General features: G+C 65.5%; 19 protein-coding genes. 2 read left to right on the top strand and 17 right to left on the bottom strand.

Annotated features, from left to right (window positions below; all coding sequences use genetic code 11):
- Positions 1 to 4: 4 nt before the first annotated feature.
- Positions 5 to 1,141, bottom strand: a complete 1,137-nt coding sequence (locus ACSZPK_RS13485) for an NAD(P)/FAD-dependent oxidoreductase (protein WP_437882016.1) — start codon at positions 1,139 to 1,141, stop codon at positions 5 to 7.
- Between the two features lie 308 nt (positions 1,142 to 1,449).
- On the bottom strand, positions 1,450 to 3,636 hold the full coding sequence (gene yccS / locus ACSZPK_RS13480; protein WP_437881975.1) for a YccS family putative transporter: 2,187 nt from the start codon (positions 3,634 to 3,636) through the stop codon (positions 1,450 to 1,452).
- A gap of 476 nt (positions 3,637 to 4,112) precedes the next feature.
- Between yccS and ACSZPK_RS13475 the strand changes: the two genes are divergently transcribed.
- Entirely contained in the window at positions 4,113 to 4,865 is a 753-nt protein-coding gene (locus ACSZPK_RS13475; protein ID WP_437881974.1) for a substrate-binding periplasmic protein, read from the top strand.
- 55 nt (positions 4,866 to 4,920) lie between these two features.
- Here the strand turns inward: ACSZPK_RS13475 and ACSZPK_RS13470 are convergent, their stop codons facing one another.
- The 9 genes from ACSZPK_RS13470 to ACSZPK_RS13430 form a co-directional block, all read right to left on the bottom strand.
- The gene (locus tag ACSZPK_RS13470) at positions 4,921 to 6,156 is read right to left on the bottom strand and encodes a GGDEF domain-containing response regulator (RefSeq protein ID WP_437881973.1); all 1,236 of its coding nucleotides are present in this window, start codon (positions 6,154 to 6,156) and stop codon (positions 4,921 to 4,923) included.
- Between the two features lie 100 nt (positions 6,157 to 6,256).
- On the bottom strand, positions 6,257 to 7,630 hold the full coding sequence (gene dbpA, locus ACSZPK_RS13465) for an ATP-dependent RNA helicase DbpA (RefSeq protein WP_437881972.1): 1,374 nt from the start codon (positions 7,628 to 7,630) through the stop codon (positions 6,257 to 6,259).
- A 294-nt stretch (positions 7,631 to 7,924) separates the two neighbouring features.
- Positions 7,925 to 8,728 (bottom strand): ABC transporter ATP-binding protein, encoded by an 804-nt coding sequence (locus tag ACSZPK_RS13460; RefSeq protein WP_437881971.1) that lies wholly within the window; start codon positions 8,726 to 8,728, stop codon positions 7,925 to 7,927.
- A gap of 9 nt (positions 8,729 to 8,737) precedes the next feature.
- Positions 8,738 to 9,502, bottom strand: a complete 765-nt coding sequence (locus ACSZPK_RS13455) for an ABC transporter permease (RefSeq protein WP_437882015.1) — start codon at positions 9,500 to 9,502, stop codon at positions 8,738 to 8,740.
- Positions 9,502 to 10,260, bottom strand: coding sequence for an ABC transporter permease (locus ACSZPK_RS13450; RefSeq protein ID WP_437881970.1), 759 nt, complete (start codon positions 10,258 to 10,260; stop codon positions 9,502 to 9,504). The genes ACSZPK_RS13455 and ACSZPK_RS13450 overlap by 1 nt, the downstream gene beginning before the upstream one ends.
- Before the next feature lie 2 nt (positions 10,261 to 10,262).
- Positions 10,263 to 11,453: an MFS transporter gene (locus ACSZPK_RS13445; protein WP_437881969.1), complete on the bottom strand. Its 1,191-nt coding sequence runs from the start codon at positions 11,451 to 11,453 to the stop codon at positions 10,263 to 10,265.
- Complete coding sequence (locus ACSZPK_RS13440; protein WP_437881968.1) at positions 11,440 to 12,495, bottom strand: ABC transporter substrate-binding protein; 1,056 nt, start codon at positions 12,493 to 12,495, stop codon at positions 11,440 to 11,442. The genes ACSZPK_RS13445 and ACSZPK_RS13440 overlap by 14 nt, the downstream gene beginning before the upstream one ends.
- A gap of 102 nt (positions 12,496 to 12,597) precedes the next feature.
- Entirely contained in the window at positions 12,598 to 13,653 is a 1,056-nt protein-coding gene (locus tag ACSZPK_RS13435; protein WP_437881967.1) for an ABC transporter substrate-binding protein, read from the bottom strand.
- A 15-nt stretch (positions 13,654 to 13,668) separates the two neighbouring features.
- Positions 13,669 to 14,826, bottom strand: a complete 1,158-nt coding sequence (locus ACSZPK_RS13430; protein WP_437881966.1) for an LLM class flavin-dependent oxidoreductase — start codon at positions 14,824 to 14,826, stop codon at positions 13,669 to 13,671.
- A 331-nt stretch (positions 14,827 to 15,157) separates the two neighbouring features.
- Here ACSZPK_RS13430 and ACSZPK_RS13425 point away from each other — a divergent pair, with 331 nt between their 5' ends.
- Positions 15,158 to 15,892, top strand: a complete 735-nt coding sequence (locus tag ACSZPK_RS13425; RefSeq protein ID WP_437881965.1) for a class II aldolase/adducin family protein — start codon at positions 15,158 to 15,160, stop codon at positions 15,890 to 15,892.
- A gap of 438 nt (positions 15,893 to 16,330) precedes the next feature.
- Here the strand turns inward: ACSZPK_RS13425 and ACSZPK_RS13420 are convergent, their stop codons facing one another.
- The 6 genes from ACSZPK_RS13420 to ACSZPK_RS13395 all read right to left on the bottom strand — a co-directional run bounded on the left by ACSZPK_RS13420 (position 16,331) and on the right by ACSZPK_RS13395 (position 26,499).
- A complete protein-coding gene (locus ACSZPK_RS13420; protein WP_437881964.1) occupies positions 16,331 to 17,524 on the bottom strand; it encodes an MFS transporter in 1,194 nt (397 codons plus the stop codon).
- 37 nt (positions 17,525 to 17,561) lie between these two features.
- A complete protein-coding gene (locus tag ACSZPK_RS13415; RefSeq protein WP_437881963.1) occupies positions 17,562 to 18,971 on the bottom strand; it encodes an aldehyde dehydrogenase family protein in 1,410 nt (469 codons plus the stop codon).
- A 10-nt stretch (positions 18,972 to 18,981) separates the two neighbouring features.
- A complete protein-coding gene (locus tag ACSZPK_RS13410; RefSeq protein WP_437881962.1) occupies positions 18,982 to 20,568 on the bottom strand; it encodes a GMC family oxidoreductase in 1,587 nt (528 codons plus the stop codon).
- Between the two features lie 45 nt (positions 20,569 to 20,613).
- On the bottom strand, positions 20,614 to 22,893 hold the full coding sequence (locus tag ACSZPK_RS13405; protein ID WP_437881961.1) for a TonB-dependent receptor family protein: 2,280 nt from the start codon (positions 22,891 to 22,893) through the stop codon (positions 20,614 to 20,616).
- 267 nt (positions 22,894 to 23,160) lie between these two features.
- Entirely contained in the window at positions 23,161 to 24,213 is a 1,053-nt protein-coding gene (locus tag ACSZPK_RS13400) for an ABC transporter substrate-binding protein (protein ID WP_437881960.1), read from the bottom strand.
- A 48-nt stretch (positions 24,214 to 24,261) separates the two neighbouring features.
- Positions 24,262 to 26,499, bottom strand: coding sequence for a TonB-dependent receptor (locus ACSZPK_RS13395; protein WP_437881959.1), 2,238 nt, complete (start codon positions 26,497 to 26,499; stop codon positions 24,262 to 24,264).
- Between the last annotated feature and the right edge of the window lie 36 nt (positions 26,500 to 26,535).

Here is a 26,535-nt window from a genome sequence, read left to right as displayed (position 1 = left end):
CGCGTCACACGTATTGCGCGGCCGCATGGGCCGAAGCCCAGGCCCATTGGAAGTTGAAGCCGCCCAGGTGGCCGCTGACGTCGAGCACCTCGCCGATGAAGTACAGCCCGGAGGATTTCAGCGACTCCATGGTCTTGGACGACACTTCGCGGGTGTCTACGCCGCCCAGGGTGACTTCGGCGGTGCGGTAGCCTTCGGTGCCGGCCGGCACCAGCGTCCAGTTCGACAGCGTTTCGGCGATGGCCTTCAATTCGGCGGGGGTGTACTGCTTCAGGGGTTTGCAGGCGAACCAGTGCTCGGCCAGCAGCGCCGCCATTTTCCTGGTGAACAGTTCGCCGAGCAGTGTCTTCAGTTCGCTGTTGGGCCGTTCGCGTTGCTGGTCGAGCAGCCACTCGGGCAGGTCGAGGTGCGGCAGCAGGTCGATATGGATGGCATCGCCGGGATGCCAGTACGAGGATATCTGCAGGATCGCCGGACCAGACAGGCCGCGATGGGTGAACAGGATGTTTTCTTTGAAGCGTTGGCCATTGCAGCTCACCACGCAGTCTTCCACCGAGGTGCCGGACAATTCCGTGCACAACGCCTTGAGCTGTGGATCGGTGACGGTGAAGGGCACCAGGGCGGCGCGGGTGGGCAGCAGGTCGTGGCCGAATTGGCGGGCGACCTGGTAGCCGAAGCCCGTTGCGCCGAGGGTCGGGATCGACAGGCCGCCGGTGGCGATCACCAGGGACTGGCAGGTGAAGGCGCCGGCGCTGCTGGCCAGGCGATAGCCGTCATCGGTCTTTTCGATGGTCTCGATGCGGGTGTCCATGCGCAGGTCGACGCCAGCGCTCGCGCATTCGCTCAGCAGCATGTCGAGGATGTCGCTGGCCTTGTTGTCGCAGAACAGCTGGCCGAGTTTTTTCTCGTGGTAGGGCACGCCATGGGCGGCGACCAGGCCGATGAAATCCCACTGGGTGTAGCGGGCCAGGGCCGATTTGCAGAAGTGCGGGTTCTGCGACAGGAAGTTGGCTGGCTCGACATAGAGGTTGGTGAAGTTGCAGCGTCCGCCACCGGACATGAGGATCTTCTTGCCCGGCTTGTTGGCGTGGTCCAGCAACAAGACCTGGCGCCCACGGGCACCGGCCTGCGCCGCGCACATCAGGCCTGCGGCGCCGGCGCCAATGATGATGACCGGGAAGAACGCCACGGCATGGACCTCTGGATGACGGGAAAGGCGCGCATTCTAGGGTTGCCGGGGCGCTTAGGCGAGCAGTGCTTGTGATGAGGCGATGGGCTGCTGTGAGGCAAAAACGGACGTACACGCGATTATCGCTCTTGCACGGTGTGTTTAGCCGTCATTCCCGCGAAGGCGGGAACCCAGAAGCGCTTTTTTATTTGGGTTCCCGCCTTCGCGGGAATGACGGAGGAATAACGAATGTCCGCAGTTGCCTCCTTGCTGACCTTGCCTCAAGCCGCCGCTGGCTCTTCCGCATGGCTCTTCTGCAAATGCGCCACCAGGGTGCGCAGTGGCGCCAATTGGCGGCAGATCAGGCTGAGTTGCACTTGAACGAGGCGATGGCCTTCGTCTATTTCATCCGGAAGTTGTTCCAGTTCCTCGGACAGGGATTGATCGAGTTCGTCGTAGACCTCGACCGGTCGGTTGTCGCGCAGGCAGGCGGCGATCTCGTCGAGGCTGCGGGCGATGTGCTCGGCGGCGCGCTCGTGAAGTGCATCGCTGGCATCTTCGACCAGTGCCTCGCGGTGCGCACCGAGACCGGACAGGTAGCTGAGCAGGGTGTGCGACAGGACCAGGAAGCGGAAGCCTGTCTCGGCATCCTTGCGGAACTGGCCGGGCTCCAGAAGCATGTTCGACAGGGTGGTCGACAGCGCCGCATCGGCGTTGTGCGCGTTGCGCCGGGCGATGCGGTAGCTGAGGTCGTCGCGCTTGCCGGATTCGTACTGCTGCATGATCTGCACCAGGTAGCGGCTGTTGCACGCCAGGGTGTTGCTCAGCACCTGGTTGAGCTTGCGGCCCTGCCAGTCCGGCAGGATGAAGAACACCGCCAGGCCGGCGATCAGCGTGCCCAGCACGGTATCCACCAGGCGCGGCAGGATCAGCGCATAGCCGTCGCCGACCTGGTTGAAGCACAGCACCACCACCAGGGTCATGGCAGTGGTCGCCAGGGTATAGCGGTCGACCCGGTTGATGAAGAAGGCCACCCCGGCCAGCACCGCGAACAGCGATTGCAGGCGCGGGTCGGGAAACAGGCTGATCAGCGCCCAGCCGGCCACCAGCCCGACCAGGGTGCCGCTGATCCGCTGCATCAGGCGCAGGCGCGTGGCGCCATAGCTGGGGCGGCAGACGAACAGGGTGGTGAGCAGAATCCAGTAGCCCTGCTTGGGATGGATCAGGTGCAGCAGGCCGTAGCCGGCGGCCAGGGCGATGGACAGGCGCAGGGCGTGACGGAACACCAGCGAGGTTACCGAGAAGTGCTGGCGCAGGCGGTCGAAGGCTTCGCGCCAGGTCTGCGGCGAGCGGTCGAGCAGGGCGCTGTCCTGCTCGTCGGCCAGGGCGTCGGGATTGCTGGCGCTGGCCAGCTTGTGCTCCAGCGTCGCCAGGTTGCCGGTCAGCGCCGCCAGCGAGCGCAGCAGGCGCCGCCAGTTGGGGTTGTTCTGTTCGCGCAGGTAGTTCAACGAGGCATCGAGGTCGGTCATCGCCTCGCTGTTTTCGCTGTAGTCGAACGGCTGGCGCATGCGGATCGCCCGGCTCAGTCCCTGGCAGGCCTTGCCCTGCTGGCTGAGCAGGCGCTGGCAGCGGAACATCACGTCACTGTGGAAGAAGGCTTCCGCCAGGGCGTTGTACGGGTAGTGCGAGGAACTGGCGCGCTCGTGGATATCCTGGGCGATGAAGTACAGCTTCAGGTAGCGATTGGTCTTCTGCCCGCTGCGCTTGCGGCTCATGCGGCTGAGGATGATTTCCTTGGCCAGGTTCAGCGCCGTGACCACCTTGCCGTTCTGCCGGGCCAGTTCCAGGCGACGCTGTTCCACATCGAGATGACGTAGCGGTTCAAAGAGCGACGATTTCAGGCGCAGGTAGCTACCCAGCTCCAAGAACACCCTGGACAGCGCCTGCTGTACCGGCTGCTGGCTGAACAGCAGGCTCCAGACTACTGCCAGCACGCCATACCAGGCCGCGCCGGAGATCAGCAGCAGGGGTTCCTGCCAGAAACTGCCGATTTCCCCACCACGGTGCTCCAGGCCGATGGCCGTGTAGATCGCCAGGATCAGCGTGGCCTGGGCCACGGCGGCATAGCGCTCGCCGATGCCGCCGAGCAGGGTCATGCTGAATGCCGCCAGGGCCAGGCCGATGACGAACAGCCAGGGGTAGGGAAACAGCAATTGCACGGAAACGGCTGTCGCCGCGAAGCACACCAGGGTCACCAGCAGTGCCTGCAGGCGACCGCGCCAGTGATCGTCACTCTCGGCCAGGGCCGCTGCGATGCAGCCGAGGAACAGCGGGATCACGAACTCGATCTGGTCCAGCAGCCAGCACAGGGCCATCGAGCCGGACAGGGATATCAGCACCCGGATGCCGTAGGTGAACTTCTCGCGCGCCCACAGGCGCCGCAGGGTATTGCTGAAGGTTGACGACATGGGGCGAAGGCTACCCGTCGATGCGAATGTGGTGAGCGGGAGACGGCACGAATACCGAATAAGGCACGATCTTAGCAAGCGAAGCGATGAAGGTTACAGACAGGTATCTAGGGTCTGTTGCCGTTTCGGCGCAAGCCGCGTTGTCGCGAGAAATAACCCCCGGTTAGGCGCAGGACGCAGGCAATGGTCATTCCCTTGGCAAGTCCTGCAACGACAGCGGGGGTTATTTCTCGCACAACCCGCAGGGCCGGGCCAGTTTTTACACGATGCAGCGTTACTCGATGGCTCATTTAGCCCACTAAACTTCGCATCTCGCGCCTCGCCTCGTGTAAAAACTGGCTCCGGCGCGGTCGCGACGAAACGGCAACAGACCCTAGCGCTCCTGTTCTATTACCGAACGGCCGGGCGATGGCGCGGCTACGTGCGCGTTCTACCCATAGCGACAGTACTCTTGAGGTACGCGGATTGGAGAGGGAATGAAGGCTGTTGTTCCGTGGGCACTGTTGGCCTGGGTCTTTTGCTCAAGTCTCTACGCCCGTGCCGAGCCGTTGCGCCTGGTCGCCAACCCGTGGGCGCCGTTTACCGACCAGGGCCTGCTCAACGGTGGGCTGGCCACTGACCTGGTCGCTACGGCCCTGAGGCGCGGCGGACACGACTCGCGTTATATAGAGGTGCCCTGGGCCAGGGCACTGCGTGGCCTGCAACAGGGTGACTACGACGTGATCGTCAGCGCCTGGTACAGCGATGAACGGGCCCTTTACGGCCTGTTCTCGCAGCCCTACCTGTTCAACCGCATCCGCTTGCTGCAGCGGCGTGCCGACGAGCCGATACGCATCGACAGCATGGCCGACATGCTGCCCTACAGCATCGCCGTCGTGCGTGGCTACAGTTACTCGGCCGCATTCGATGGCAATGAAAGTCTGCACAAGGTGCCGGTCATGGATTTCACCATGGCCTCGCGGATGCTGGCTGCCGGCCGGGTCAGGCTGGTGCTGGAGGATGAGCTGGTGGCTGAGCATTATCTCAAGCTCGACACGCGCACCATCAAGGATGACCTGGTCTTCCTGCCGGTGCTGCTGAAAAGCAATGGCCTGCATATCTTGGTGAGGCGCAGCCTGCCCGACTGCGAGCGGATAGTCGCTGACTTCGACCGCGAAATCGCCGCGATGAAGGCCGATGGCACCTATTTGCGCATCTATGAGCAGCATGGGCTGACCCCCACGCAATAGCGGCCACAGTCACGAGCCGCAAGGCGAAGCGCATCGCGCCAGGTCTGGCGCGGCCTTATGCCGCCACTGTCTTGCTGCGCCCGCTGCGCTTGGCCTGGTAGAGGCGATGGTCGGCTTCGTGGAGGAAGGATTCCAGGTCTTCGGCGGGCGCGTGGAAGATGCCGGCGCTGAAGGACAGGGGCGGGGCGTTACCGGCATAGCGCAGGCTGGCCAGTTCGATTCGCAGCGTATCCAGCGCCTCTCCGAGCCTGGCGGCATCCATCTGGCTGACCAGGGCGAACTCCTCACCGCCCAGGCGGCCGATGAGGGCATCCGGCAATGCCGCGCGCAGGCTGCGGGCGAAGGCCACCAGGGCGGCATCGCCGCTGGCGTGGCCATGCTCATCGTTGATGGTCTTGAAGAAATCGAGGTCGAGCATGGCCACGCTCAGGGCCTGCTGGCCGCGCTGGGCCAGGCGGAACTGCTGCACGCCCTGCTCGTAGAAGGCCCGGCGATTGAGCAGCCCGGTGAGCGAGTCGAACAGGGCCGCCTGCTTCAGCGCGCGCAACATGTCGCGCCGCTCGAGGGTCGACATGACCCGGCAATTCAGCTCTTCCGAACAGAACGGCTTGCGCAGGAAGTCATCGGCGCCATGCTTGATGAACAGGGCGCTGAGCGAGCCCTTGGCGTCGGCGGACAGGCCGAGGATGATCAGTTCGTTGCGGCGCATCTTCTGGCGCAGCAACTTGACCAGCTCGAAGCCACTGATGCCCGGCATGCTGTGATCGACCAGGAACAGGTCGATGTCCGGTTGCTCCTGGAGAATACGCAGCGCCTCGTCGCCGTCGCAGGCGTCGATTATCTGGTACAGGTGCGGGGTGAGCACGCGGCGGATGAAGTGGCGGGTCGCGTCCGAGTCCTCGGCGACCAGGATCTTCACGTTGCAGTTGCTTTCCAGGCGATGGATCAGGCGGAAGGCGTACTCGTAGGAGTGCTGGCTTTCCTTGAGCACGTAGTCGACCACGCCCTTGAGCAGCAATTCGTCGCGGCGATGCTCGTCATAGGAACCGGTAAGCACGATGCAGGGCACCTTGGCGCGCATCACCACATCGACGACCTCGCCATTCGGCGCATCGGGCAGGTTGAGGTCGACGATGGCGGCGAAGAACAGTTCCCGCGAGGTTTCCAGCATCACCTGCGCCTCGGCCAGCGAAGCGCAGAACAACGGTTGCAGGGTCGGTTCCTGGCGAAACAGATGCTCCAGGATCTTCAACACCAGGGGGCTGTCTTCGACAACGAGAATGTTGCGCACGGGGGTCTCCAAAACTCGGGGCGATCATGGCACAGCATTGCTGGAAGATTCACCCATCCTGCGTCAAATCCGACCGTTTCCGATGGAGAAGGTCATCTATCTATACGGCTCGTACCTTGAGACCGCGTCCTTTGATCCTGCCTCGGGTCAGGCATTGCAATGCCTGGCTGGCCACTTCCCGATCCACTGCAACATAGGCCTGATGATCGAAAATTGCGATTTTCCCGACCTGTGCACCGCTGATGCCGCCTTCGCCCGTGAGCGCACCGAGAATATCGCCGGGGCGCAGCTTGTCCTTGCGCCCGGCGCCGATGCACAGGGTGCGCATCGGTGGCAACAGGGCCTGCGCATGGGGCTGCAGTTCGTTGAGCAGGTGCCAGCTCAGCGGCGCGCCCTGCTGGGTTTCGATGGCCTGGGCGCGGGATGCCTCGGCTGGGGCGACCAGCGACAGCGCCAGGCCTTTGGCCCCGGCCCGGCCGCTACGGCCGATGCGGTGCACGTGGACCTGCGGGTCGCGGCTGAGCTCGACGTTGATCACTGCCTCCAGGCCTGCGATATCCAGGCCACGGGCGGCCACGTCGGTGGCCACCAGCACGCTCAGGCTGCGGTTGGCGAATAGTGTCAGCACCTGATCGCGCTCGCGTTGCTCCAGGTCACCGTGCAGCGCCGCGGCGGAAATCTTCTCGGCTTCCAGGCGGGCCGCGATTTCGTCGCATTGTTGACGGGTGGCGCAGAAGGCGACGGTCGGCTGGCTGCGGAAATGGCGCAGCAGGGCGATCACCGCTTCCTCGCGCTGCTTGCCGTCGATCTCGTAGAAGCGCTGCTTGATCTGGCCCTCGTCATGCACGCTCTCTACTTCGACTCGCTCGGGATCGCGCAGGAAACGGGCGGCGAGCTGCTCGATGGCGTCCGGGTAGGTGGCGGAGAACAGCAGGGTCTGGCGGCGACCCGGGGTGCGCTCGATGATCGCGGCGATGCTGTCGATGAAGCCCATGTCGAGCATCCGGTCGGCTTCGTCGAGGACCAGGGTGTTGAGGCCGTCGAGCTTCAGCGTGCCCTTGTTCTGATGCTCCTGCACCCGCCCCGGTGTGCCGACGATGATATGCGCACCGTGCTCCAGCGAGCCGATCTGCGGGCCGAAGGGCACGCCACCGCACAGGGTGAGCACCTTGATGTTGGCTTCGGCGCGGGCCAGGCGGCGAATCTCCTTGGCGACCTGGTCGGCCAGTTCCCGGGTCGGGCACAGTACCAGCGCCTGGCAGCCGAAGAAGCGTGGGTTGATCGGCTTGAGCAGACCGATCGCGAAGGCCGCTGTCTTGCCGCTGCCCGTTTTGGCCTGGGCGATCAGGTCGCGCCCCTTGAGGATCAACGGCAGGCTGCTGGCCTGGATCGGCGTCATCTCGCGATAACCGAGGTCATCGAGGTTGGCCAGCATCGAGGCGGGCAGTGGCAGGGAGGAAAAGGCGTTGGTCACGGCACGGGCTCGGGGGTGAGGGCGCCAGATTGTAGCAGGAGCGACTGCCGGCGGCAGGCAGGAGCGGGTCGGGATTTGGTTTCGAGTCTGAAACCCGTCGCTTACCGTTCATGACGAAGTATCAACAAAAACAGGCCATTCACCCGCGATTGTCTTCAGGCCGTGCCGCCAGAACGGGCCCGCTACCGTGGCCAGGCGATGCCGCATCCGCTCCTCAGCCAGCCCGCACGGGGGCTACTGGGATATGGGCATTTCGCGTTGAAGCGTCCATCTCGACGTCCGATTCGCGGGCATTCAAAGGGCGTCCTGCCCCGTCAGCTCCAGTAGCAACTCGTCCCTGAGCCTGTGCAGGTGAGAGGACTGGCGGTCCCGCGGGTGTGGTTGCTCGACCCTGACCTCATGGCGGATACGGCCCGGTCTGGGGTCCATGACGATCACCCGGTCGCCCAGGTACAGCGCCTCCTCGACATCGTGGGTGACCATGATCATGGTGCTGCGCTGCTGCACCCAGATGCGCTGCAATTCGTGTTGCAGGCGAATCCGGGTGAGGGCGTCGAGGGCGCCGAAGGGTTCGTCGAGCAACAGTACCTTCGGTCGCGTGATCAGCGCCCGGGCGATGGCCGCGCGCTGCGCCATGCCGCCAGACAACTGGTGCGGGTAGGCCTGCTCGAAACCGCTCAGGCCGACCAGTGCCAGGTGCTCGGCGACCCGCCCGGCTTTCTCCTGGCGGCTCAGGCGGCTGTTCTTCAGTGCCAGCAGGATGTTCTGCTCGACGGTCTTCCAGGGGAACAGGCGGTGGTCCTGGAACACGATGCCGCGCTCCAGGCTGGTGCCGGAAATGGGCTCGCCATCCAGGCGGATCTGCCCGTCGAAGTCGTCCTCCAGGCCGACGATCAGGCGCAGCAGGGTGGATTTGCCACAGCCACTGGCGCCGACGATGCTGACGAACTCGCCGGGACGCACCTGCAGGTCGATGTTCTGCAATACCGGCAGCGACTGGCCGTCGATCCGGTAGCGTTTATTCAGGCCACGTATCTCCAGGGCGCCGGGCTGGCGCTGTTCGTGGTCGAGCAGTCGTGGCGCGAGAATGGCGGTCATCGGGTTCACCTAGCGACGAAGATTGCGCCAGCGCAACAGGTGCCGGCTGAGGCGTGAAAAGAGCTGGTTCATGGCATAGCCGAGCAGGCCGACGCAGAGCACGGCGATCACCACGATCTCCATGCGCGAGCCGGTCTCGGCGTTCATCATCAGGTTGCCCAGGCCCATTCCCGTGGCGAGGAACAACTCGCAGCCCACCGAGCTGACCCAGGCGAAGGCCAGCGCATGCAGTACGCCGTTGGACAGGCTGGGCAGAGCGCTGGGCAGCTCCACATGGACGAGCCGCTGCAACGGCGTCAGGGCATAGATGCGCCCGACTTCCAGGTGGCGTCGTTCGACGTGGGAGAAGCCCTCGAAGGTGTTGAGCGCCATCGGGTAGAAGGCCGCCAGCGAGACCAGCAGCACCTTAGAAAACTCGCCACTGCCGAACCACAGGGCGATCAACGGGATCAGCCCGAGGATCGGGACCTGGCGCAGCGTGTGGTAGAGCGGTGCCAGCAGGCGCTCGGCGATGCGCGAGCGGGCCATCGCCAGGCCCACGGCAAAGCCGGCGAGCACGCCGTAGAGCAGGCCGAGGCAAGTGCGCAGCAGGCTGGCGGATACGCTCAACCAGAGTTCGCCGCTGGCCAGCAATTCGCCGATCGCCGAACCGATGCGTGCCAGCGGGACGAAGGCGTAGGCGTGGCTGGCGCCCTGCCGCGACAGGTATTCCCAGGCGGCGATCAGCAGCAGTGGCAGGAGCAGGCCGCGCAGGGGCAAGAGGTATTTCTTCATCATTGCGTTTTCCAGCGGAACAGGCGCTTTTCCAGCAGACGCAGGCCATGATCGAGCACGAAGCCGACCGCCCCGGCCACCACCACGCCGACCATCACCACATCGATGCGCATCATCTGCCGGCTCATCTCGATCATCTGCCCGAGGCCGCTGTCGGCGGCCAGCAATTCCGCGGCGATCAGCACCATCCAGGCACGGCTGAGGCCGATGCGCAGGCCGGTCAGGATCGGTGGCGCGGCGGCGGGGAAGGCGACGTCCTTGATCAGGGTCGACAGGGGCAGGCGGTAGACGTCGGCCACTTCGAAATGGCTGCGTGGAATGCCTCGTATACCCTCGCAGGTGGCCAGCGCCACCGGGAAGAAGGCGGCCTTGAACACGATCAGGACCTTGAAGGTTTCCTCGACGCCGAAAAACAGGATGAACATCGGGATCAGGGCGATCGAGGGAATCTGCCGCAGGGTATGGAACAGCGGCGCGCAATAGGCTTCGACCTGCCTCGACAGCGCCAGGGCCGTGCCGAACAGCAGGCCGCCGAGGGCGCCCAGGGTAAAGCCGCTGCCCAGCCGCGACAGGCTGACAGCCAGGTGCTCGCGCAGCTCGCCGCTGCCGAGCAGTTCGCTGAACGCCTGGTAGACGTGGGACGGCGGCACCAGCAATTGCGGAGGGAACCAGCCGGCAGCGGCCACCAGTGCCCAGGCCAGCAGTACTAGGAGGGGGGAGACGAACCAGCTCAGGCGCTCCACAAGGGCGGCGGCCATGTTCAGCCTTCCACCATGCAATCGCCGGGCACCCGCCGCCGCTTGCGCCACCAGCAATAGGCCGCGACCAGCAGGACCAGCGGAATCCAGGCGAGGAACAGGTTGTGCAGGCCGAGCCATTGGCTGATTGCGCCGCCGAGCAGGGCTCCGGCGAATCCACCGAGCATGCTGGCCAGGTTGAACAGGCCGGAGACCTTGCTCTTGTCGCCGCCGTGCTCGCTGAGCTGGGCCATGTTGATCAGGTGCGTCAGGGCCGCCGCCGCGCTGAGCAGCGTGCCGCCGCCGGCCAGCAGCCAGTAGTGGTGGCTGCGGCCCAGCAGCGCCAGGCCGAGCAGCGTGGCGAGCAGGCCGAGCAGGTAGATGAAGCGCCGCTGCCGACGCTCGACCAGGTGCCCGAAGCCGAACAGGCCGAGTACCGTGGCCAGGCCCTGGATCATCACCAGGCTGACCGCCTGGGTCTGCGACAGCCCGGCGATGTCCATTGCCAGCAGCAGGATGAAGGTGCCGAACAGTGCGGTGGTGGCGCCGGAGAGCATTTCGACCAGGCAGCTCTCGGCGATTTCCACGTGGCCGAGCATGGCCAGGGTCTGTGCCAGCATGCTGCCGCCCGCGTCATCGGGCACGCCTGGTTCGACCTGCCCTGTCTCCCAGAAACCGAGGCTGTAGAACGCCATCGTGCCGAAGCACAGGCCGATCACCACGAAGCCGAGGGTGAAACCGGCGCCGCCACTCAGCCAGTTGCCCAGCAACGGCCCGATCAGGCCCATGCCGAGGGGCAGCGCGCCGCGATACCAGCCGGCCCTGGCGTGGCCGATGTGGCGCAACTGCTGCAGGAAGGCACTGTTCATGGCGACGATGCGAAAGGGGATGCACAGGCCGATCAGCAGGCGGGCGCTGGCCAGCCACAGCCAGCCGCCGAACAGCGGAATGGCCAGGTTGAGCAGCATCGGCCCGAGGCTGGCGAGGAAGTACACGCGGCGCGCGCCGTAGCGGGCGATGACGAAGCCGGCCGGCAGGGTCAGCAGGATCATGCCCAGCGACTCCATCGCCGAGATGATGCCGATCTGCAGGGCGTTGGCGCCGATCTCGATGGCGTACAGCGTGGTGACGATCTTCGCCATGCCGATGGTGGCGCCACTGAAGGCGGCCAGCAGCATGAAGTTGGCCAGGAACGCCGGCCTAGATGGCGACATTGACCTTCTCCAGCAACTGTTCCAGCGGACGGGTCTCGATCCAGTCGTGTACGTCGAAGCGGTGCGGGATGAAGTCCCAGCGTTCGAGGAAGTCGGTCAGGTCCTGCAGGGCGCCGATGGAGCGTTCGGCCAGGTTGGTGTGCAGGCGCAGGTGGGCATCCTCGCCATAGGCGTTGGCCACCCAGTACTCGCTGGTGTTCAGTTCGCGGGCGAGGAAACGCCGGGTTTCCTCGGGGTGCGCCCAGGCCCATTGTTCGGCGCGCAGCACGGTTTCGAGGATCAGCACGGAGGCCTCGAAGTGCTCGTCGAGCAGGTGCTGGTCGACGGTCAGGGTGCGCGGCGTGCCGATGTTGGAGCGAATCAGCGGGTCGGGATGGGAGCCGACGTCGGTGATCACGCGCAGGCCGAATTCGTCGGCCAGGTGCAGGCCGTGGGCACCCTTGAGGAAAATCGCGTCGATATCGCCGCGCAGCAGGCCGATCAGTTCGTTGTTGCGCCGGCGCACACGGTTGCCGTTGAAGGTCACCTGGGCGCCGTGGATGTGCCGTACCTGTTCGTCGCTGTAGGTGCCGCCGTAGGGGTAGTCGACCAGTTCGACGTCGGCGACCTCCAGGCCTTCCAGGCGGAGGGCGTTCTCCAGGCCGCGAACGGCCTGGGCGCGGGTGAAGTCGATCTGTACGTTGGCCCACTTGGGCAGGCCGAAGCTCCGGTTCTTCAGGTCGCGGATATCCTTCAGCGGGCTGTCGGCGGTGGTGACGATCAGTTGCACCTCGTCGCTCCACGACAGGCCGATGACGCGGGTCGAGCGACCACTGGCGCGGGCCCAGATGGCCGGGATATTGCCACCATGGCGTACCGAGTTGGGCAGGTGGTGGTCGAAGTGGGCTTCGCGCACTTCGCGGTCGGACGATTCGCGCAGTGCCTGGATCCGGGTCCCGAAGGGCCGGAAGGCTTCTGCCAGACGGCCGGATTCGACAGCGATGCCGAGCCCTGTGGGTACCGGACTGTGGGTGTACCAGAGGGTGTCGAGGGTGGTGCTCATGGGCGTCCTGATTCACGCAAGGCTGCTCTCCGCTCCCGGTAGGGCGGAGAGGCGGAGGCGGCCCGGCGGGCCGCTCCGCAGGTGGAAGGGGAATGCAGCGTTTCAACCGGCACGCTGGGCCACGGCACTGCGCAGGGTTTCCAGAGGACGCGGGTCGATCCAGGCGCGCACGTCGAAACGGTGCGGGATGAAATTCCAGCGGCGCAGGAAGTCGGTGAAATCCTGCAAGGCATGGATCGAGCGTTCGTCGAGGTTGGTGCGCAAGCGCTGGTGGGCATCCTCGCCATAGGCTTCGGTCACCCAGTATTCGCTGCTGTTGGTTTCCCGTGCAAGGTAGCGGCGCGTGTCGTCCGGGTGGGTCCAGGCCCACTCCTCGGCGCGCAGGACCGCCCCGAGGATCGCCACCGCGGTGTCGGGGTGGTGGTCGAGCAGGTGCTGGTCGACGCTCAGGGTGCGGGGCGTACCGTTGTTCGAGCGCACCAGCGGCTCCGGGTGGGCGCCGGTGTCGATCACCGTGTGCAGACCGAACTGCTGCGCCAACTGCACCGCATGGGCACCCTTGAGGAACACCGCATCCACCTCGCCGCGCAGCAGGCCGGTCAGCTCCGGGTTCTGGCCGCCATGGCGGCGGCCGCCGAAGCCGGCCAGGCCATTGCTGGCATGCACGATCTCGTCGCTGAAGGTCCCGCCCTGGTGATAGTCGACCAATTCGACATCCTTCACTTCCAGGCCTTCCAGGCGTAGTGCGTTTTCCAGGCCGCGAATGGCCTGGGCGCGGGTGAAGTCGATCTGCGCGTCGCTCCAGTCGGGCAGGCCGAAGCGACGATCCTTGAGGTCCTTGACGGTCTTGATGCCGCTGTCCGGCAGGCTGAGGATCAATTGCGCCTCGTCCGCCCAGGACAGGCCGATAACCCGGGTCTCGCGACCGCTGGCGCGGGCCCAGATGGCCGGGATATTGCCGCCGTGGCGCACCGAGTTGCGCAGGCTGTGGTCGAAGTGCGACTCGCGCACCGCCTGGCTCGCCGACTCGCGCAGCGATTTGATGGTGGTGCCCTGGCTCGCCAGGGTTTCCTCCAGCCAGCCTTTCTGCACGGCGATGCCGAGGCCGGTGGGGACCGGGCAGCGGGTGTACCAGAGGGTATCGAGCGGTTGTGTCATGGGAACATTCCTATCTCAGGCGCTGGCTTGCAGCGCGGCGGGGCGTTGATCGGCATGGGACTGGATCAGCGGCAGGACGTCCTGGCCGATGCGCAGGGCTTCTTCGAGGTGCGGGTTGCCGGCCAGGATGAAGGTGGAGAAACCGGCGTCGCGGTATTCGGCCAGGCGTTCGGCGACGTTCTGGTGGCTGCCCACCAGGCCGATGGTCGGCCCCGGCTTGGCCTTGCCGAAACCGGCCCAGAGGTTGGCGCCGATGATCAGGTCGTCGAAGCGCTCGCTGTTCTGGTGGTAGGCGTTCTGGCGCGCTGCGCCGACCGAGTCGGAGCCGCTGGCGAAGTGGCGGATGGCGGCGCTGGTGCTGGCGTCGATGCGTTCGTACTGGCGGCGCAGTTCGCTCCAGGCGGCCTCCTCGGTTTCCCGGGCGAACAGGTCGATGCGGATACCGAAGCGAATCGTGCGACCCTGCTTGTCGGCCAGCTCGCGTACGCGCTCGATGTGCGGACGCAGCTTGTCGACCGGCTCGGCCCAGTTCAGGTAGACGTCGGCATGTCGCGCGGCGACGTCCAGCGCGGCATCGGAGAAGCCGGAGAAGTACACGCCGGGCTTGCGCTCGTGGCTCAGGCCTGGCGGCAGCGAACCGTTTTCCAGCTGGTAGATATCGCCCTGGTAGCTGAACTGCTCGTTGTTCCACAGGCCATCGATGATGTCGAGGAATTCGCCGGTGCGCTGGTAGCGTTTGTCGTGGTCGAGGAAGTCGCCGTTGGCGCGCTGGCTCGCCGGGTTGCCGCCGGTAATGATGTTCCAGTCCAGGCGGCCATGGCTCAGGTGTTGCAGGATGGCCGCCTGCTGCGCGACATAGGCCGGCAGGGTCCAGGTGGCCTGGAACGCGACGAGGAAGCGGATGCGCCGGGTCTCCCGGGCCAGGGCGGCGGCGGCGATCCAGGGCTCGGGGCCGGTGGGCAGCAGGGCGCCCTGGAAACCGGCCAGTTCGGCGGCCTTGGCCACCTGGGCGATGTAGTCGATATAGGTGAAGCCATCGGGCTCGCCATTGGCCAGGCGGCCGGGGGCGATATTGCCGGGACGATGCCGTGGGGCACCGCGATTGTTCTTGTCGGTGGCGAGGTAGGGGCCGTCGCTCCCAAGGGGGAGGCGCCAGAAGAATTCGGTGCTCATGGGTCAATGCTCCAGTGGCTGCATGGGTGTGCCGTTGCCGGTTTGCAGCATTGGAGCAAGCCCTGTGCCGAAAGGCGCAAAGCCAGGCATGGCAAGGCTTGCAGCCTGTAGGGCGGTGATTGCCGGGCGGTCTTTGCTGGCTCAGCAACACTCGGCCAGCAATGCCTGCTGGGGCGGCAGCAGGACGAGCGCTTCGGGGCGGGCTATCCGTTTTATTTTTTTATAAGTCACTGAAATAAAATGATTTTATCCGATGGCTCAAGTCTTGCTGAGGTGTCTCCAGTGCCAAGCCAGGAGCCTGGCCATACCCTTTCCAGACAGGAGACATGCCATGACCGCCAGCCTTACCCGCCAGCAGCTCGATCACCTCGACCAGGCCAAGCGCGACTTCGCCAAGGCCACCCGGGTGCTCAAGGACACCCGCACGTTGACCGCCACCAATACCTTCCAGGCCTACCTGCGGGTGCCGGATACCGACCTGGTGATCGCCCTGCATGCGCCCGGCCCCTGGAGCGACGACCAGGAGATCCGCGCCGTGGTCGCCAGCTACGATGGCCAGGTGGTACTGGACGAAACCACCGACAACGGCTCGCCCCTCAGCGGCAGCAAGGCGGGTGGCAATGGCCAGCGTTATGCACAAGTGTTCCGCCAGCGCCCCGAAGTCAATGTGGTGACCCATGTGCATACGCCCTACCTGGGTGGCTGGGCCAGCGCCCACCGGGTATTGCCGATCCGCTATGCCGCCTCGCAACGGGTGACCCTGGCCCGCGAGTTGCCGATCTACATCGATCGCCGCCAGCAGGAGTCCGATTTCATCGTGGAGAAGATCGAGGAGAACCCGCACACCCCGGCCATTCTCGAGGCCAATGGCGGGGCGACCTTCTGGGGCAAGGGGATCATCCAGGTCGCCAAGCTGATCCTGCTGATCGAGGAAGGCGCCTACTTCCAGGGGCTGGCTGAACAGTTCGGTGGTTCCAAGGAGTTCGGCCCCGGCGTACTGGAGCAACAATGGAAGATGACGGGGCTGTGGGAGCAGGGGCAGAAGCTGCTGGAAGTCGCGGCCTGAACCCTTGTCGCTGGCACCACGGTGTCGTCTGGTGCCAGCGGTAAGGTGTTGGCTGAGAACCTGTTCACGATCTTTTCGGGCTCGTTCGAAGGCTGCTTCGAGGGGCGGACATTCGTTCTTCCGTTATTCCCGCGCAGGCGGGACAGCGGCTCCATCGCTGAACAGCGCTTGCGCTGGCCCGAAGGGGAATCATCCACATGTGCTGTGTCTTCTGGGTTCCCGCCTTCGCGGGAATGACGACTAAACACACCGAGTGAGGACGACTGCTCCTGCCTCAACGCTACTCAAGGAGCCGATCTGAGATCGTGAACATGTGCAAAGTCTGCTGCGCGTCGGCCCTGCTGCGTTAGAAACAGGCGCGCGAGACGTTGAACAGGTCTAAAAACCCCAGCGGCAGAGGCATTTCCGCTGGGGTTTTTAGTTGGCGGCGGTGTGTGCTCAGGCCAGTCTGGCTTTTGCGGCTTCTGGCTCGGTGTTCCGACGCAAGCTGAGTGGCAGCAGGAATAGCGGCAGCAGGTTGGCCACTACCAGTGCGGCGAAGAACGGCAGTTTCGACGGCAGGGTGAACAGCGGGAACAACAGCACCGGGCCGAGGAACATCGACAGGTAGAGCGCCTGCTCGGCGATGCCTCCGGCGCCCATCACATCGCCATGGCGGCTCATCTTGGGAATGCTGGTGAACACCCAGGCGACCACGAAGCTGCTGAAGAAGCCTTGGACGATCTTGATTACCACGGCGGCGGTGCTGCCGATACCCGGCAGGAAGAAGATGATTTCCAGGATGACGCCGACCACGGCTCCCGCGACCACGCTAAGTGTGCCGATGCGCGGCAGGTTGAGAATGACGCCGGCGAACAGCCCGGCCAGCACACTGGAGAGGATGCCCAGGGTCGATATCACGCCGATGGTCGCCGGCGCCACGCCGAGCTGGCGGATCAGGTAGTCGGGGACGATCGCCACCAGGCCGAGGGCCACGGTCAGTGGTGCGCCGACTGCCAGGGCCAGGCGCAGCGCCGACGGGTCGGCGTAGATAGCGAAGACCCGCGACAGCGGCTTGCGTTCGCTGCGGCTGGTCAGGTTCACCGAGGGCAGCAGCGGCGTGGCCAGCAAGAGTGCCAGCAAGACCAGGGCATGGCCGCTGAAGGCGGTGCGCCACTGGCCGTTGCCGATATAAGGGGCGACGGCGAAGACGGCGATGGCGCCACCCAGTGGCGAGGCAACCGACCAGAACGCCAGGGCGCTGGTACGGCGCTTGCCTTCGGTGGTGTGGATCAGCAGGGCCAGGGCCGCCAGCACCACGCTGATATAGCCGGCGCCCTCGATCACCCGCAGTACCAGCAGGCCGGCGAAACTCTGGCTGTGGCTGGCGAGGTAGCTGCAGGTGGCAGCCAGCAGCAGGCCGAAGACGATGGCACGGCGTTCGCCGACCCGCGCCACCGCCCAGTTGACCAGCGGCGAGGCGAGGGCGGCGACGATGGCCACCGCCGAGACCACCCAACTGGCCTGGGCCGGGGTGACGTCGAAGGCGGCGGCGATATCGGCGACCAGCAGAATGGTCTTGCCATGGCAGGCCGCGATGATCACGGCGAAGGCCAGGGTGAGTAGCACGGATGGCCAGCTTCCGGCACGCATGGGGAAATCCTCTTGTGGGTTGTCAGGGGCGACGCGTTCAGCGCCGCGCCACATTGATCACTTGCAGTTCGCTGAAGGCCTCGTAGCCGCGCTGGCCGCCTTCGTAGCCGAGGCCACTCCACTTGTGCCCGCCCTTGGGCGCGCCGGGGTGGATGTCGAGGTGCTGGTTGACCCATGCCAGGCCGGCTTCCAGGCGGGCGGCGATGGCTTCGCCGCGTGCTTCGTCGCGCGTCCAGACCGACGCGCCGAGGCCGTAGTGGCTGGCATTGGCCTGGGCGATGGCATCCTCGACGTCGCTGAACGCAATGACCGGCAGCACCGGGCCGAACTGCTCCTCGTCGACCAGCGCCACGCCGGCGCCGATGCCGCTGACGATGGTCGGCGGATAGAAGTAGCCGGGGCCTTCCAGGCGCTGGCCGCCGCTGTGGACGTGCGCACCCTGTGCGCGTGCATCGGCGACCAGTGCCTCGACCCGTTCCAGTTGCTGGCGGTTGGTCAGTGGGCCGAGTTCGCTCTGTGCGTCGAGGCCATGGCCGAGGCGGGTGCGCCCGGCCCGCTCGGCGAGTGCGGCGACCAGTCGCTCGAACAGGCTTTCGTGCACGTACAGGCGCTTGATCGCGAAGCACACCTGGCCGCTGTTCCAGAAGGCGCCCCAGAACAGCGGCTCGACGATGGCGTCGAGGTCGGCGTCTTCCAGCACCAGTGCGGCGTCGTTGCCGCCCAGTTCCAGGGTCAGCCGCTTGACGTCGTCGGCGCTGCCGGCATACAGGCGCTTGCCGGTGGCTACGCTGCCGGTGAAGGTGATGTGGCGCACGCGGGGATGGCGGGCCAGTCGCTCGCCGACTTCGCCGGCCCCCGCGACCACGTTGAGCACACCGGCGGGGAAGACATCCTTGAGCAGGCGCGCCAGCAACAGGGTCGACAGCGGGGTGTGTTCCGACGGCTTGGCCACCAGTGTATTACCGGCGTGCAGCGCCGGAGCCAGTTTCAGCGCCAGGAGGATCAGCGGTACGTTCCACGGCGTGATCGCCGCGACCACGCCCAGGGGCCGCTGGACGATGCGCACCAGGCGTTCGCCATCGTCGCGCAAGACCTGCGCGGGCGCCTCCGGCAGGCCGGCATAGTGCTCGAAGGTGGCGGCGACGCCGGCGACTTCACCCTGGGTGAAAGGCAGCGGACGGCCTTGTTCGCGGGTGATCAGCTCGGCCAGTTCGGCGGCATGCTCGCGTACCACGGCTGCGGCCTGGCGCAGCGCCGCGTGGCGCGAGTCGGCGGCGGCAGCCCAGGCCGGCTGGGCGCGGACGGCGGCCTGCACGGCTTGGTCGACCTGGGCCTGGCTGGCGCGGGCGGCGGCACCGACCACCTCTCCGTTGGCTGGGTCGTGCACGTCATCGTAGTGTTCGGCGTCGTGCAGGGCGCCGTCGATCAACAGTGGGTAGCGGGACATGCTGGGTTCCTCAGGCATTGGCCAGGATGGCGTCGGCGATTTTCTCGGCGAGCATCAGGGTCGGCAGGTTGGTGTTGGCGGTGGGAATCACCGGCATGATCGAGGCATCGGCGATCCGCAGGCCCTCGACGCCGTACACCCGGCCCACTGGGTCGACCACCGCCAGCGGATCGTCGGCGCGGCCGATACGGCACGTGCCGCTGGGGTGCCAGACGCCGCCCACCTGTTCGCGCAGGTAGCGCTCCAGCGCCGCTTCGTCGGCCAGCAGTTCGGCCAGTGCCGGGCCTCCGGGTTGCGGCACGGCGAACGGCGTCAGGTGCAGTTCGAGGCGATAGCGTGCCAGGTCCGGGTGCTGGAACAACCGGTCGATGGTGCGCAGGGCGGCCTGGATGCGCTGGATGTCGCGCCGGTCCGAGAGCAGGTTGAAATCCACCAGGGGCAGGCTGCCCGGGTCGCTGTCGCGCAGGCGCAGGCGGCCATGGGAACTGGGCTTGTTCAGCCAGAACAGGGCATGGGCGACACCGCGGCCGGCATCGGCGCCGATGGCCAGGTAAAGATCGGAAGGTGTCTGTGCGTCGACCCCCGAGGACAGGCGGATGCCCAACTGGTGGGAACTGCCCGGTTCATCCAGGCGGGCATCCTCGCTGGCTTCCTGGCTCAGTGCCGCCAGGGTGCCGATAGAGGTGTGCTCCCAGAGGTTCTCGCCGACGCCGGGGCGGTCGGCCACCACCTCGATACCCAGGTCGCGCAGGTGTGCGGCCGGGCCGATGCCGGCCCGTAGCAGCAGCGCGGGCGATTGCAGCGCGCCGGCGCTGAGCAGTGTCTCGCCGGCCTCCAGCGCCAGGCGCTGGCCGTCGCGCAACACCTCGACGCCGGTGATGCGGCTGCCGTCGCGGCGCAGGCCGAGGACAGGGGTGTCGCTCCAGACCGTCAGGTTGCCACGGGCGCGTACCGTGGCGTCCAGGTAGCCGCGCGCGGCGGAGACACGCTGGCCGTGTTCGAGGTTGACCGTCGGCGTGAAGTAGCCGTCTTCGAATACGCCGTTCTGGTCGCCGATATCGCGCAGCCCTTCGGCTTCCAGCGCGGCGATCACCGAACGGGTGAAAGGCGTCCATTGCGAGCGCTTGGCCCGGCTGATGGGGATCGGCCCGTCCTGGCCGTGCAGTTCGTTGTCGTAGTCGGTGTCGCGCTCGACCTTGCGAAAGAACGGCAGCACGCCGTTCCAGTCCCAGCCGGTGGCGCCCAGGGCGGCCCACTGGTCATAGTCGCGGGGCAGGCCGCGGTTGGCCACCAGCACGTTGACGCTGGAGCCGCCGCCGAGTACCCGCGCCTGTTCCAGGAAGCGCTCCTGGCGCGGCGTTCCTTCGGGCTGGGCGCCGTGGAATACCTTCAGGTCCGGCCAGAAGTAGCGGTCGCGCCGTTCCAGGCGCAGGCGGAATGGGTCGAGGCCGTCGAGGATTTCCGCCGGGGTGTCGTCGGGCGGTGTATCCGCTCCCGCCTCGATCAGCAGCACCCGCCGCGTGGGGTCGGCGGACAGCCGGCTGGCGAGTACGCTGCCGGCGGTCCCGCCGCCGACGATCAGGTAGTCGTAGCTCATGTTCTGCTCCCTGCCCGGGGCGTGCCCAGGCGGTGATTCGGATGATCAGATCTCGATCGAGATGCCGGCGACCAGCGAGCGCGGCGCGCCCTTGTAGTACTGCGGTGCGTCGTAGAAAGCGGCGTCGGCCGGGTCTGCGGACACCGAGCCGGAATTCACCCCGGACAGGTACTGCTTGTCGAAGACGTTGTTGAGATTGAGGGTCAGCGTGGCGTTCTTCAGGGCCGCGCCGAGGTTGTTCAGGCGATAGCCGAGGTTGAGGTCGAATACCGTGTAGCCGCCGATCTTTTCCTTGTTGGCCAGGTCGCCGTAGAAGCTGCCGGTGTAGCGGCCGAGGAAGTTGGCGTAGAAGGTCTTGTCGTCGTAGCCGATGCCCGCCGAGAGCAGGTGGCGCGGGGTGTCGTAGAGTTGCTTGCCGGAGGTGTCGATGGTCGCTCCGTCGGCGCTGTAGTCGTCGTCCTGGATCGCGTGCAGCCAGGTCCAGGAGGCGAAGTAGTTGAAGTTGGCGGGCAACTGGCCGTTGGCTGCCAGCTCCAGGCCGGTGATGGTGGCGTCGCCGGCGTTGAAGTAGGAGGTAACCCCGCTGACCTGCTCATAGGAGGCCTGGCGGTCCTTGAATTTGTCGTAGAACAGTGCGGCGTTGAGGAGCAGCGCATCGCTGGCGTAGCGCCAGCCGAGCTCCTGGTTCCAGGTGACTTCCGGCTTTTGCTTGGCGCTGCCGTCGATCCGCCCGTAGACCGAGGCCACCGCCGGCACGCGCATGTTGGAGGTGGTGTTGTAGTAGAACTGGTTGTGCTCGTCGCGCTGCCAACTGAGGCTCAGGCTGGGCAGGAAGCGCTGGTAATCGACGCTGTCGCGGAAGCCGGTCAGGTGGTCGTCGCCGTCGTTTTCGGTGTGTTGCCAGGCCAGGCCGGCGATCAGTGTCAGGTCCTGGCGGATGTTCCAGGTGTCCTGGACCCACAGTTTCTGGGTGGTGATCTTGTTGCTCTGGTCGGTGTAGTCCAGCGGGCTGCCATTGCCGTAGCGCAACGGCGTGCTACCGTCGATGCTGGTCGGTTTACCGTTGTCCTTGATCCCGACCACGCGCATCTGGTTGCGGCCATGGGTGTAGTCGCTCCACAGGCCGAGCTGCAGGGTGTTCGTGTCGTTGAGGGTGATGTCCAGGCTGTTGGTCGAGCCGATGCGGTACTGGGTCGGGTAGACCGACAAGGCCCCGCTGACCGTGTCGAGGCTGTCGCCGTCGCCGTTCAGGTCGTTGCTCAGCCCACTCTCGGAGACCGGCACCATGGCGACCGCGGCGGTGCCGTCGGTGACGCGTACGAAGTAGGGGTCGATGTGCAACTGGACGCGGTCGCTGAGGTTGAACAGGCCGTTGAGGGCGTAGGTCTGGATCTTGAAGTCGGAGCGCGAGGCGGCCGCGCTGTCGCCAGGGATGGTGATGTCGGCGACGCCATTGGTGCCACCACTGGTGGGGAAGATGTCCCTGGCATGGCCGCTGTCGTAGTCGTTGGCGCGGTACTCGGCGAGGGTCGGGTTCTTGTAGCTGTTGGTGCGCATCAGGAAGCTGGAAAAGATCGCATTGAGGCGGTTGCCGTTGCCCCACTCGTATTGCAGGTTGCCCTCGTAGCGGTTGGATGACAGCTCGCCATCGCTGTCGTCCCACAGCTCGCCCGTGGTCCGCGAAGCGGAAAACCAGGCGGAAAAGCCCTTGTACTCGCCGGTGTTGACCCGGGCGAAGGTGCGCAGCAGGCTGTCGCTGCCGATGCTCTGCTTGAGCAGCAGGCCGCTTTCCTTGGTCGGCGCGACGCTCTTGATCTGCACGCTGCCGCCGCTGGCGGTCAGGGTCGGCGCGTTGATCGACGCGGAACCGTAGGAGACGCTGACCGAATCGTAGTTTTCCGGATCGCCGAAGAAGTCGGCGTGGGGCGTGAGGTATTGCGGGTCGTTGATCGGCACGCCGTCGCGGGTGAAGCCGATCTGGTCCTGGGCGAAGCCGCGGATGCTCAGGCCACCCTCGGTGATGCCGGATGAATCGCCACCGCTGGAGTGGACGCCGGGCAGGTACTTGAGTGCGCCGGTGACCGCACTGTCGAGACCGACGAACTTTTCCAATTGCGCCTTGCTCAAGGTGCCCCGCGACTCGGCGACGACTTCCTTCTTGCTGTCGCCGATATAGGTGTCCTCGGTGGCGTTCTTGCCCTGGATCACGACAGTGTCGAGGGCCGTGTCCTGCTCGGCTGCCTGGAGTGTCCCGGCGGGCAGCGCCAGTGTGCTGGACAGTGCGATGGCCAGGTGCGTCTTGTTGAATTCTCTTTGATGTTTCATGGTGGTTCCCAGGGTGTTGAAAGCGTTGACGCAATAGCCAGAGCAAGGCCTGTGCCATTGGCCAAAGGCCCCGTATTTACTGGCTTGCAGACGTTCGTGGCGATCGTTTGGAGGGGCGCTTGCTGCTCCGTCGGCAACGGCTGCTTGTCGTGTGGTGCTGGAGCAGCAATGCGCGTTGTGTCGTCAATCGATGACTGCCCGGGAAGAGCGCCGCACGATGCAAAACGCCCCTGGTCGAGGGGCGTTGCGAGGGGTGTTGCAGGGGGATCAGTCGGTTTGCCAATAGTCCTGCAATTGCAGTTGGCGCAAGGCCTGTTCGACGAACTTCGGTTCGAGCAGCCGTTCGGCATCCACCTCGCCACGGATCAGCCCGGCCTTGTGGCTGTAGGCGATGGCATCGGCATAGTGTTGCCGCAGCGGCTGGTCGTAGAGGGGGCTGAAATGGCTGGACCAGGCTTCGCCTTGCGCTTCGCGCTGCAGCACGCTGAGTGGCTGGCCGGACTTGGACAGGTAGCCCTGGTAGGCATCCCGGTTGCTTTCCTGGGCGCTCCAGTGCGCAGCCTTCAGGTACGCGGTGACCACCAGTTGGGTCAGCTCGGGTTGCTGCTCGATGAAGTCGCTGGCGCCCCACAGTTCGGCGCGCATCTTCCAGTCACGGGGTGCCTGTTTGCTTGACCAGATGATCCTGCCGACCTGCTTGTCTTCCAGCAGGAAGGCGTCGCTGAGGGTGAAGAAGGCATCGACGCGACCGGCGCTGAGGGCCGCGCTGCCCGCCTGGGGATTCAGATTGAAGATACGGAAGTCCTTGAAGTCCAGGCCGTGCGCGTCGAGCAACTTGGCGAACGACAACTCCCACGGGCGTCCGCGGTGCAGGGCGATGCGCTTGCCCTTGAGGTCCTCTATCGAGTGTGCCGGCGAGTCTGGTGGAACCACCAGGTAGACATGGTTGCCGCTGCCGCCGGGGGCGACCAGGCGGGTCGATACGCCGGACGCATTGGCGATGATCGACGGCAGGTCGCCGTAGAAGGCGAAGTCGATGCGCCTGTTGGCGAATTCCTCGTTGACGAAGGTGCCGACCGATGCAGTGGCGGCTGGCACCCACTGCAGTTGGATACCGCGTTCGGCGAGTTGTCGCTCCAGCCACTGGTCGCGGGCGATCACTTCGGCCGGGCCGTTGAAGGTGGTCTGGCCGGCGTTGACATAGGCCACGGTCGCGATGCGCAGACTCTTGGGCGTTTCGCCGAGCGCCTGGCCGCTGGCCAGGGCGAGCGCCAGCCACGCCAGCCGGCGCCATAGCGATGGGAAAAGGGGTGCAGGCATGGACATGACCTCGTCGAGGCGGTCGGCCTGAGGGCCACCGCCGTGGCATCAGAATTCGGTGGTGACGGACAGGCCCAGGGTGCGCGGGTCGCCGAACATCACCCCGGCGCTCTGGTAGCCGCCGGGCAGGGTGTGGTTGCGGTACGCCTTGTCGGTCAGGTTGTTGGCATAGGCGGTGATGCGCGTGGTTTCCCCCGGTAGTTCCCACGTGACCCGGGCATTGCCGAGGGTATAGCCGCCGCTGCGCATGCTCTGGGTCTGGTTGTTGGAGAAAAAGTACTGGCGGCTGCGGCTGTTCCAGTCGGTGCCGAAGATCAGCGCACCGCCGATGTCCAGCGGGATTCGGTAGTCGGCGCCGAGCACCGCCGAGACGTTCGGCGCACGGACGAACTTGTTGCCGGAGAAGTCGTCGCTGCCCGAGGTGTAGTCGGTGAACTCGGTATGTAGCAGGCCGACGGCGAAGTTCAGGCGCAGGTTCTCCAGGGGGATGGCCTCCAGTTCGAATTCGGCGCCGTAGGCTTCGCCCTGGGCACCGTTGGCCAGGCGCGAGACGGTCTGGTTGTTCACGGCGGTGACGATGTTGAGCTGGATGTCCTCGTAGTCGTAGTAGAAAACGGCGGCATTGGCGTTCAGCCGGCCATTGAACCATTCGGACTTGAGGCCCAACTCGTAGGAGGTCAGGTATTCCGGGTTCACCGTGGCCACTGTCTCCTGGCTGGTGACCCCGGCGTTATAGCCGCCGGAACGGAAGCCGTAGGCATAGCGGAAATACACCCGGGCGTTGTCGGAAAGGCGGTATTCCGGGGTCAGGTCGTAGGTCCAGTCGCTCCAGGTATTGCTGTCATCCTGGGTCGCGGTGACCACCAGCGGCGTGCCGATGCTGCCGATCTTCCACCAGTCGCCGCCGGTGAAACTGGCTTCGCCCTGGTTGGCGTGGCGGATCAGGTCGATGTCCTTGCGTTCGCGGGTCCAGCGCAGGCCGGCGGTGAGGTTGAAGTCGTCGGTGAAGTGATAGGTGGCGCTGCCGAACAGGGCGTAGCTTTCGCTCTGCTGGTCATACCTGACGTTGTTGTAGCTGCGCGAGACGTAGGTGTTGTCCAGGGTGGCGTTGGCGTTGCGGGACGCCAGGTCTTCGTAGAAGTAGTGGAAACCGAGCACCCAGTTGAGACGGTTCTCGCGTGGCGAGGCCAGGCGCAGTTCCTGCGACCACTGCTGGCTGTCGGCGTAACTGTAGCTACGCTGCAGTTCCAGCGGGGTGTTGTCGCCGTCGCTGAGACCGTCGCGTTCGAAATGCTCGAAGGCCGTGATCGAGGTCAGCTCCAGCTCGCCAAGCTGCCAGTCCAGGTTGAGGTTGCCGCCGGTCTGCTCGACGTTCGCCTTATACGTGGCGTTGTAGTTGACCTCGCCCTGCTTGGGATCGACCTGGTAGCCGAACTGATTGCCGCCATCCGCTCGCAGTCCGTAGTTGACCGTGCTGTAGCCGGCGGTGTCGTGGTAGCGGCGTGCGTGAAGGTTGAGGTTGGCCTCCAGTTCGTCGTTGATCCGTGCCAGCAATTGCAGGCGCGCGGCACTGTCTTCGAGGGCGCCCTGGCTGTCGTTGTCGGCCAGGTTCTCGTTGTAGCCATCCCGGCCCTGGTGGCGGAACGACAGGCGTGCGGCCAGGCGCTCGTCGACCAGCGCATCGCTCACCGCGCCCTCGACGACCCGGTCGGCATAGCTGCCGAAACCCACCTTGAAATAGCCCGAGCGGTCGAAGGTCGGCTTGCGCGAGATGAAGTTGATCGCACCTCCGGTGGTGTTCTTGCCCCACAGGGTTCCCTGCGGGCCGCGCAACACTTCCACACGCTCCTGGTCGAACAGCGGGAAGCCAGTGGCGCTGATGTTGGCGATATAGACGTCATCGACATAGATACCCACCGGACTGACCGTATTGGCGCCCTGGTCGCCGGTGCCGAGGCCGCGTATCCACCAGCGTGGGCGGCCATGGGCCTCGCTGGTGCCCGCCGAGGCATTGGGGATGAACTGGGTCACTTCATTGGCCGACTGCAACGCGCTGTCACGCACCTTGTCGCCACTCAGTACGGAGATCGAGGAAGGCACCTCTTGCAGGGTCTCTTCCCGTTTTTGCGCAGTGACCGTGACTTTGGCCAGGGTCGGGTTGGCGTTTTCCTCCGCGTTGGCGCGGGTGTCCGTGGTTTCGCTGGCATGCGCGTCCGGCAGGTCGATGCTGGCCAGTCCGCCGAGAGACCAGGCAATCGCGATGGAAAGGGTGTGAGGTTTGAACATATTGCCCTCAATGCGGCGTGATCCAAGCCGGGTCCA

It is taken from the genome of Pseudomonas sp. LRF_L74 (assembly GCF_965644255.1).
Taxonomy (GTDB): Bacteria; Pseudomonadota; Gammaproteobacteria; order Pseudomonadales; family Pseudomonadaceae; genus Aquipseudomonas.
Note: the sequence above shows the minus strand (reverse complement) of the source record. Positions and strands in the feature narration are given on the sequence as shown.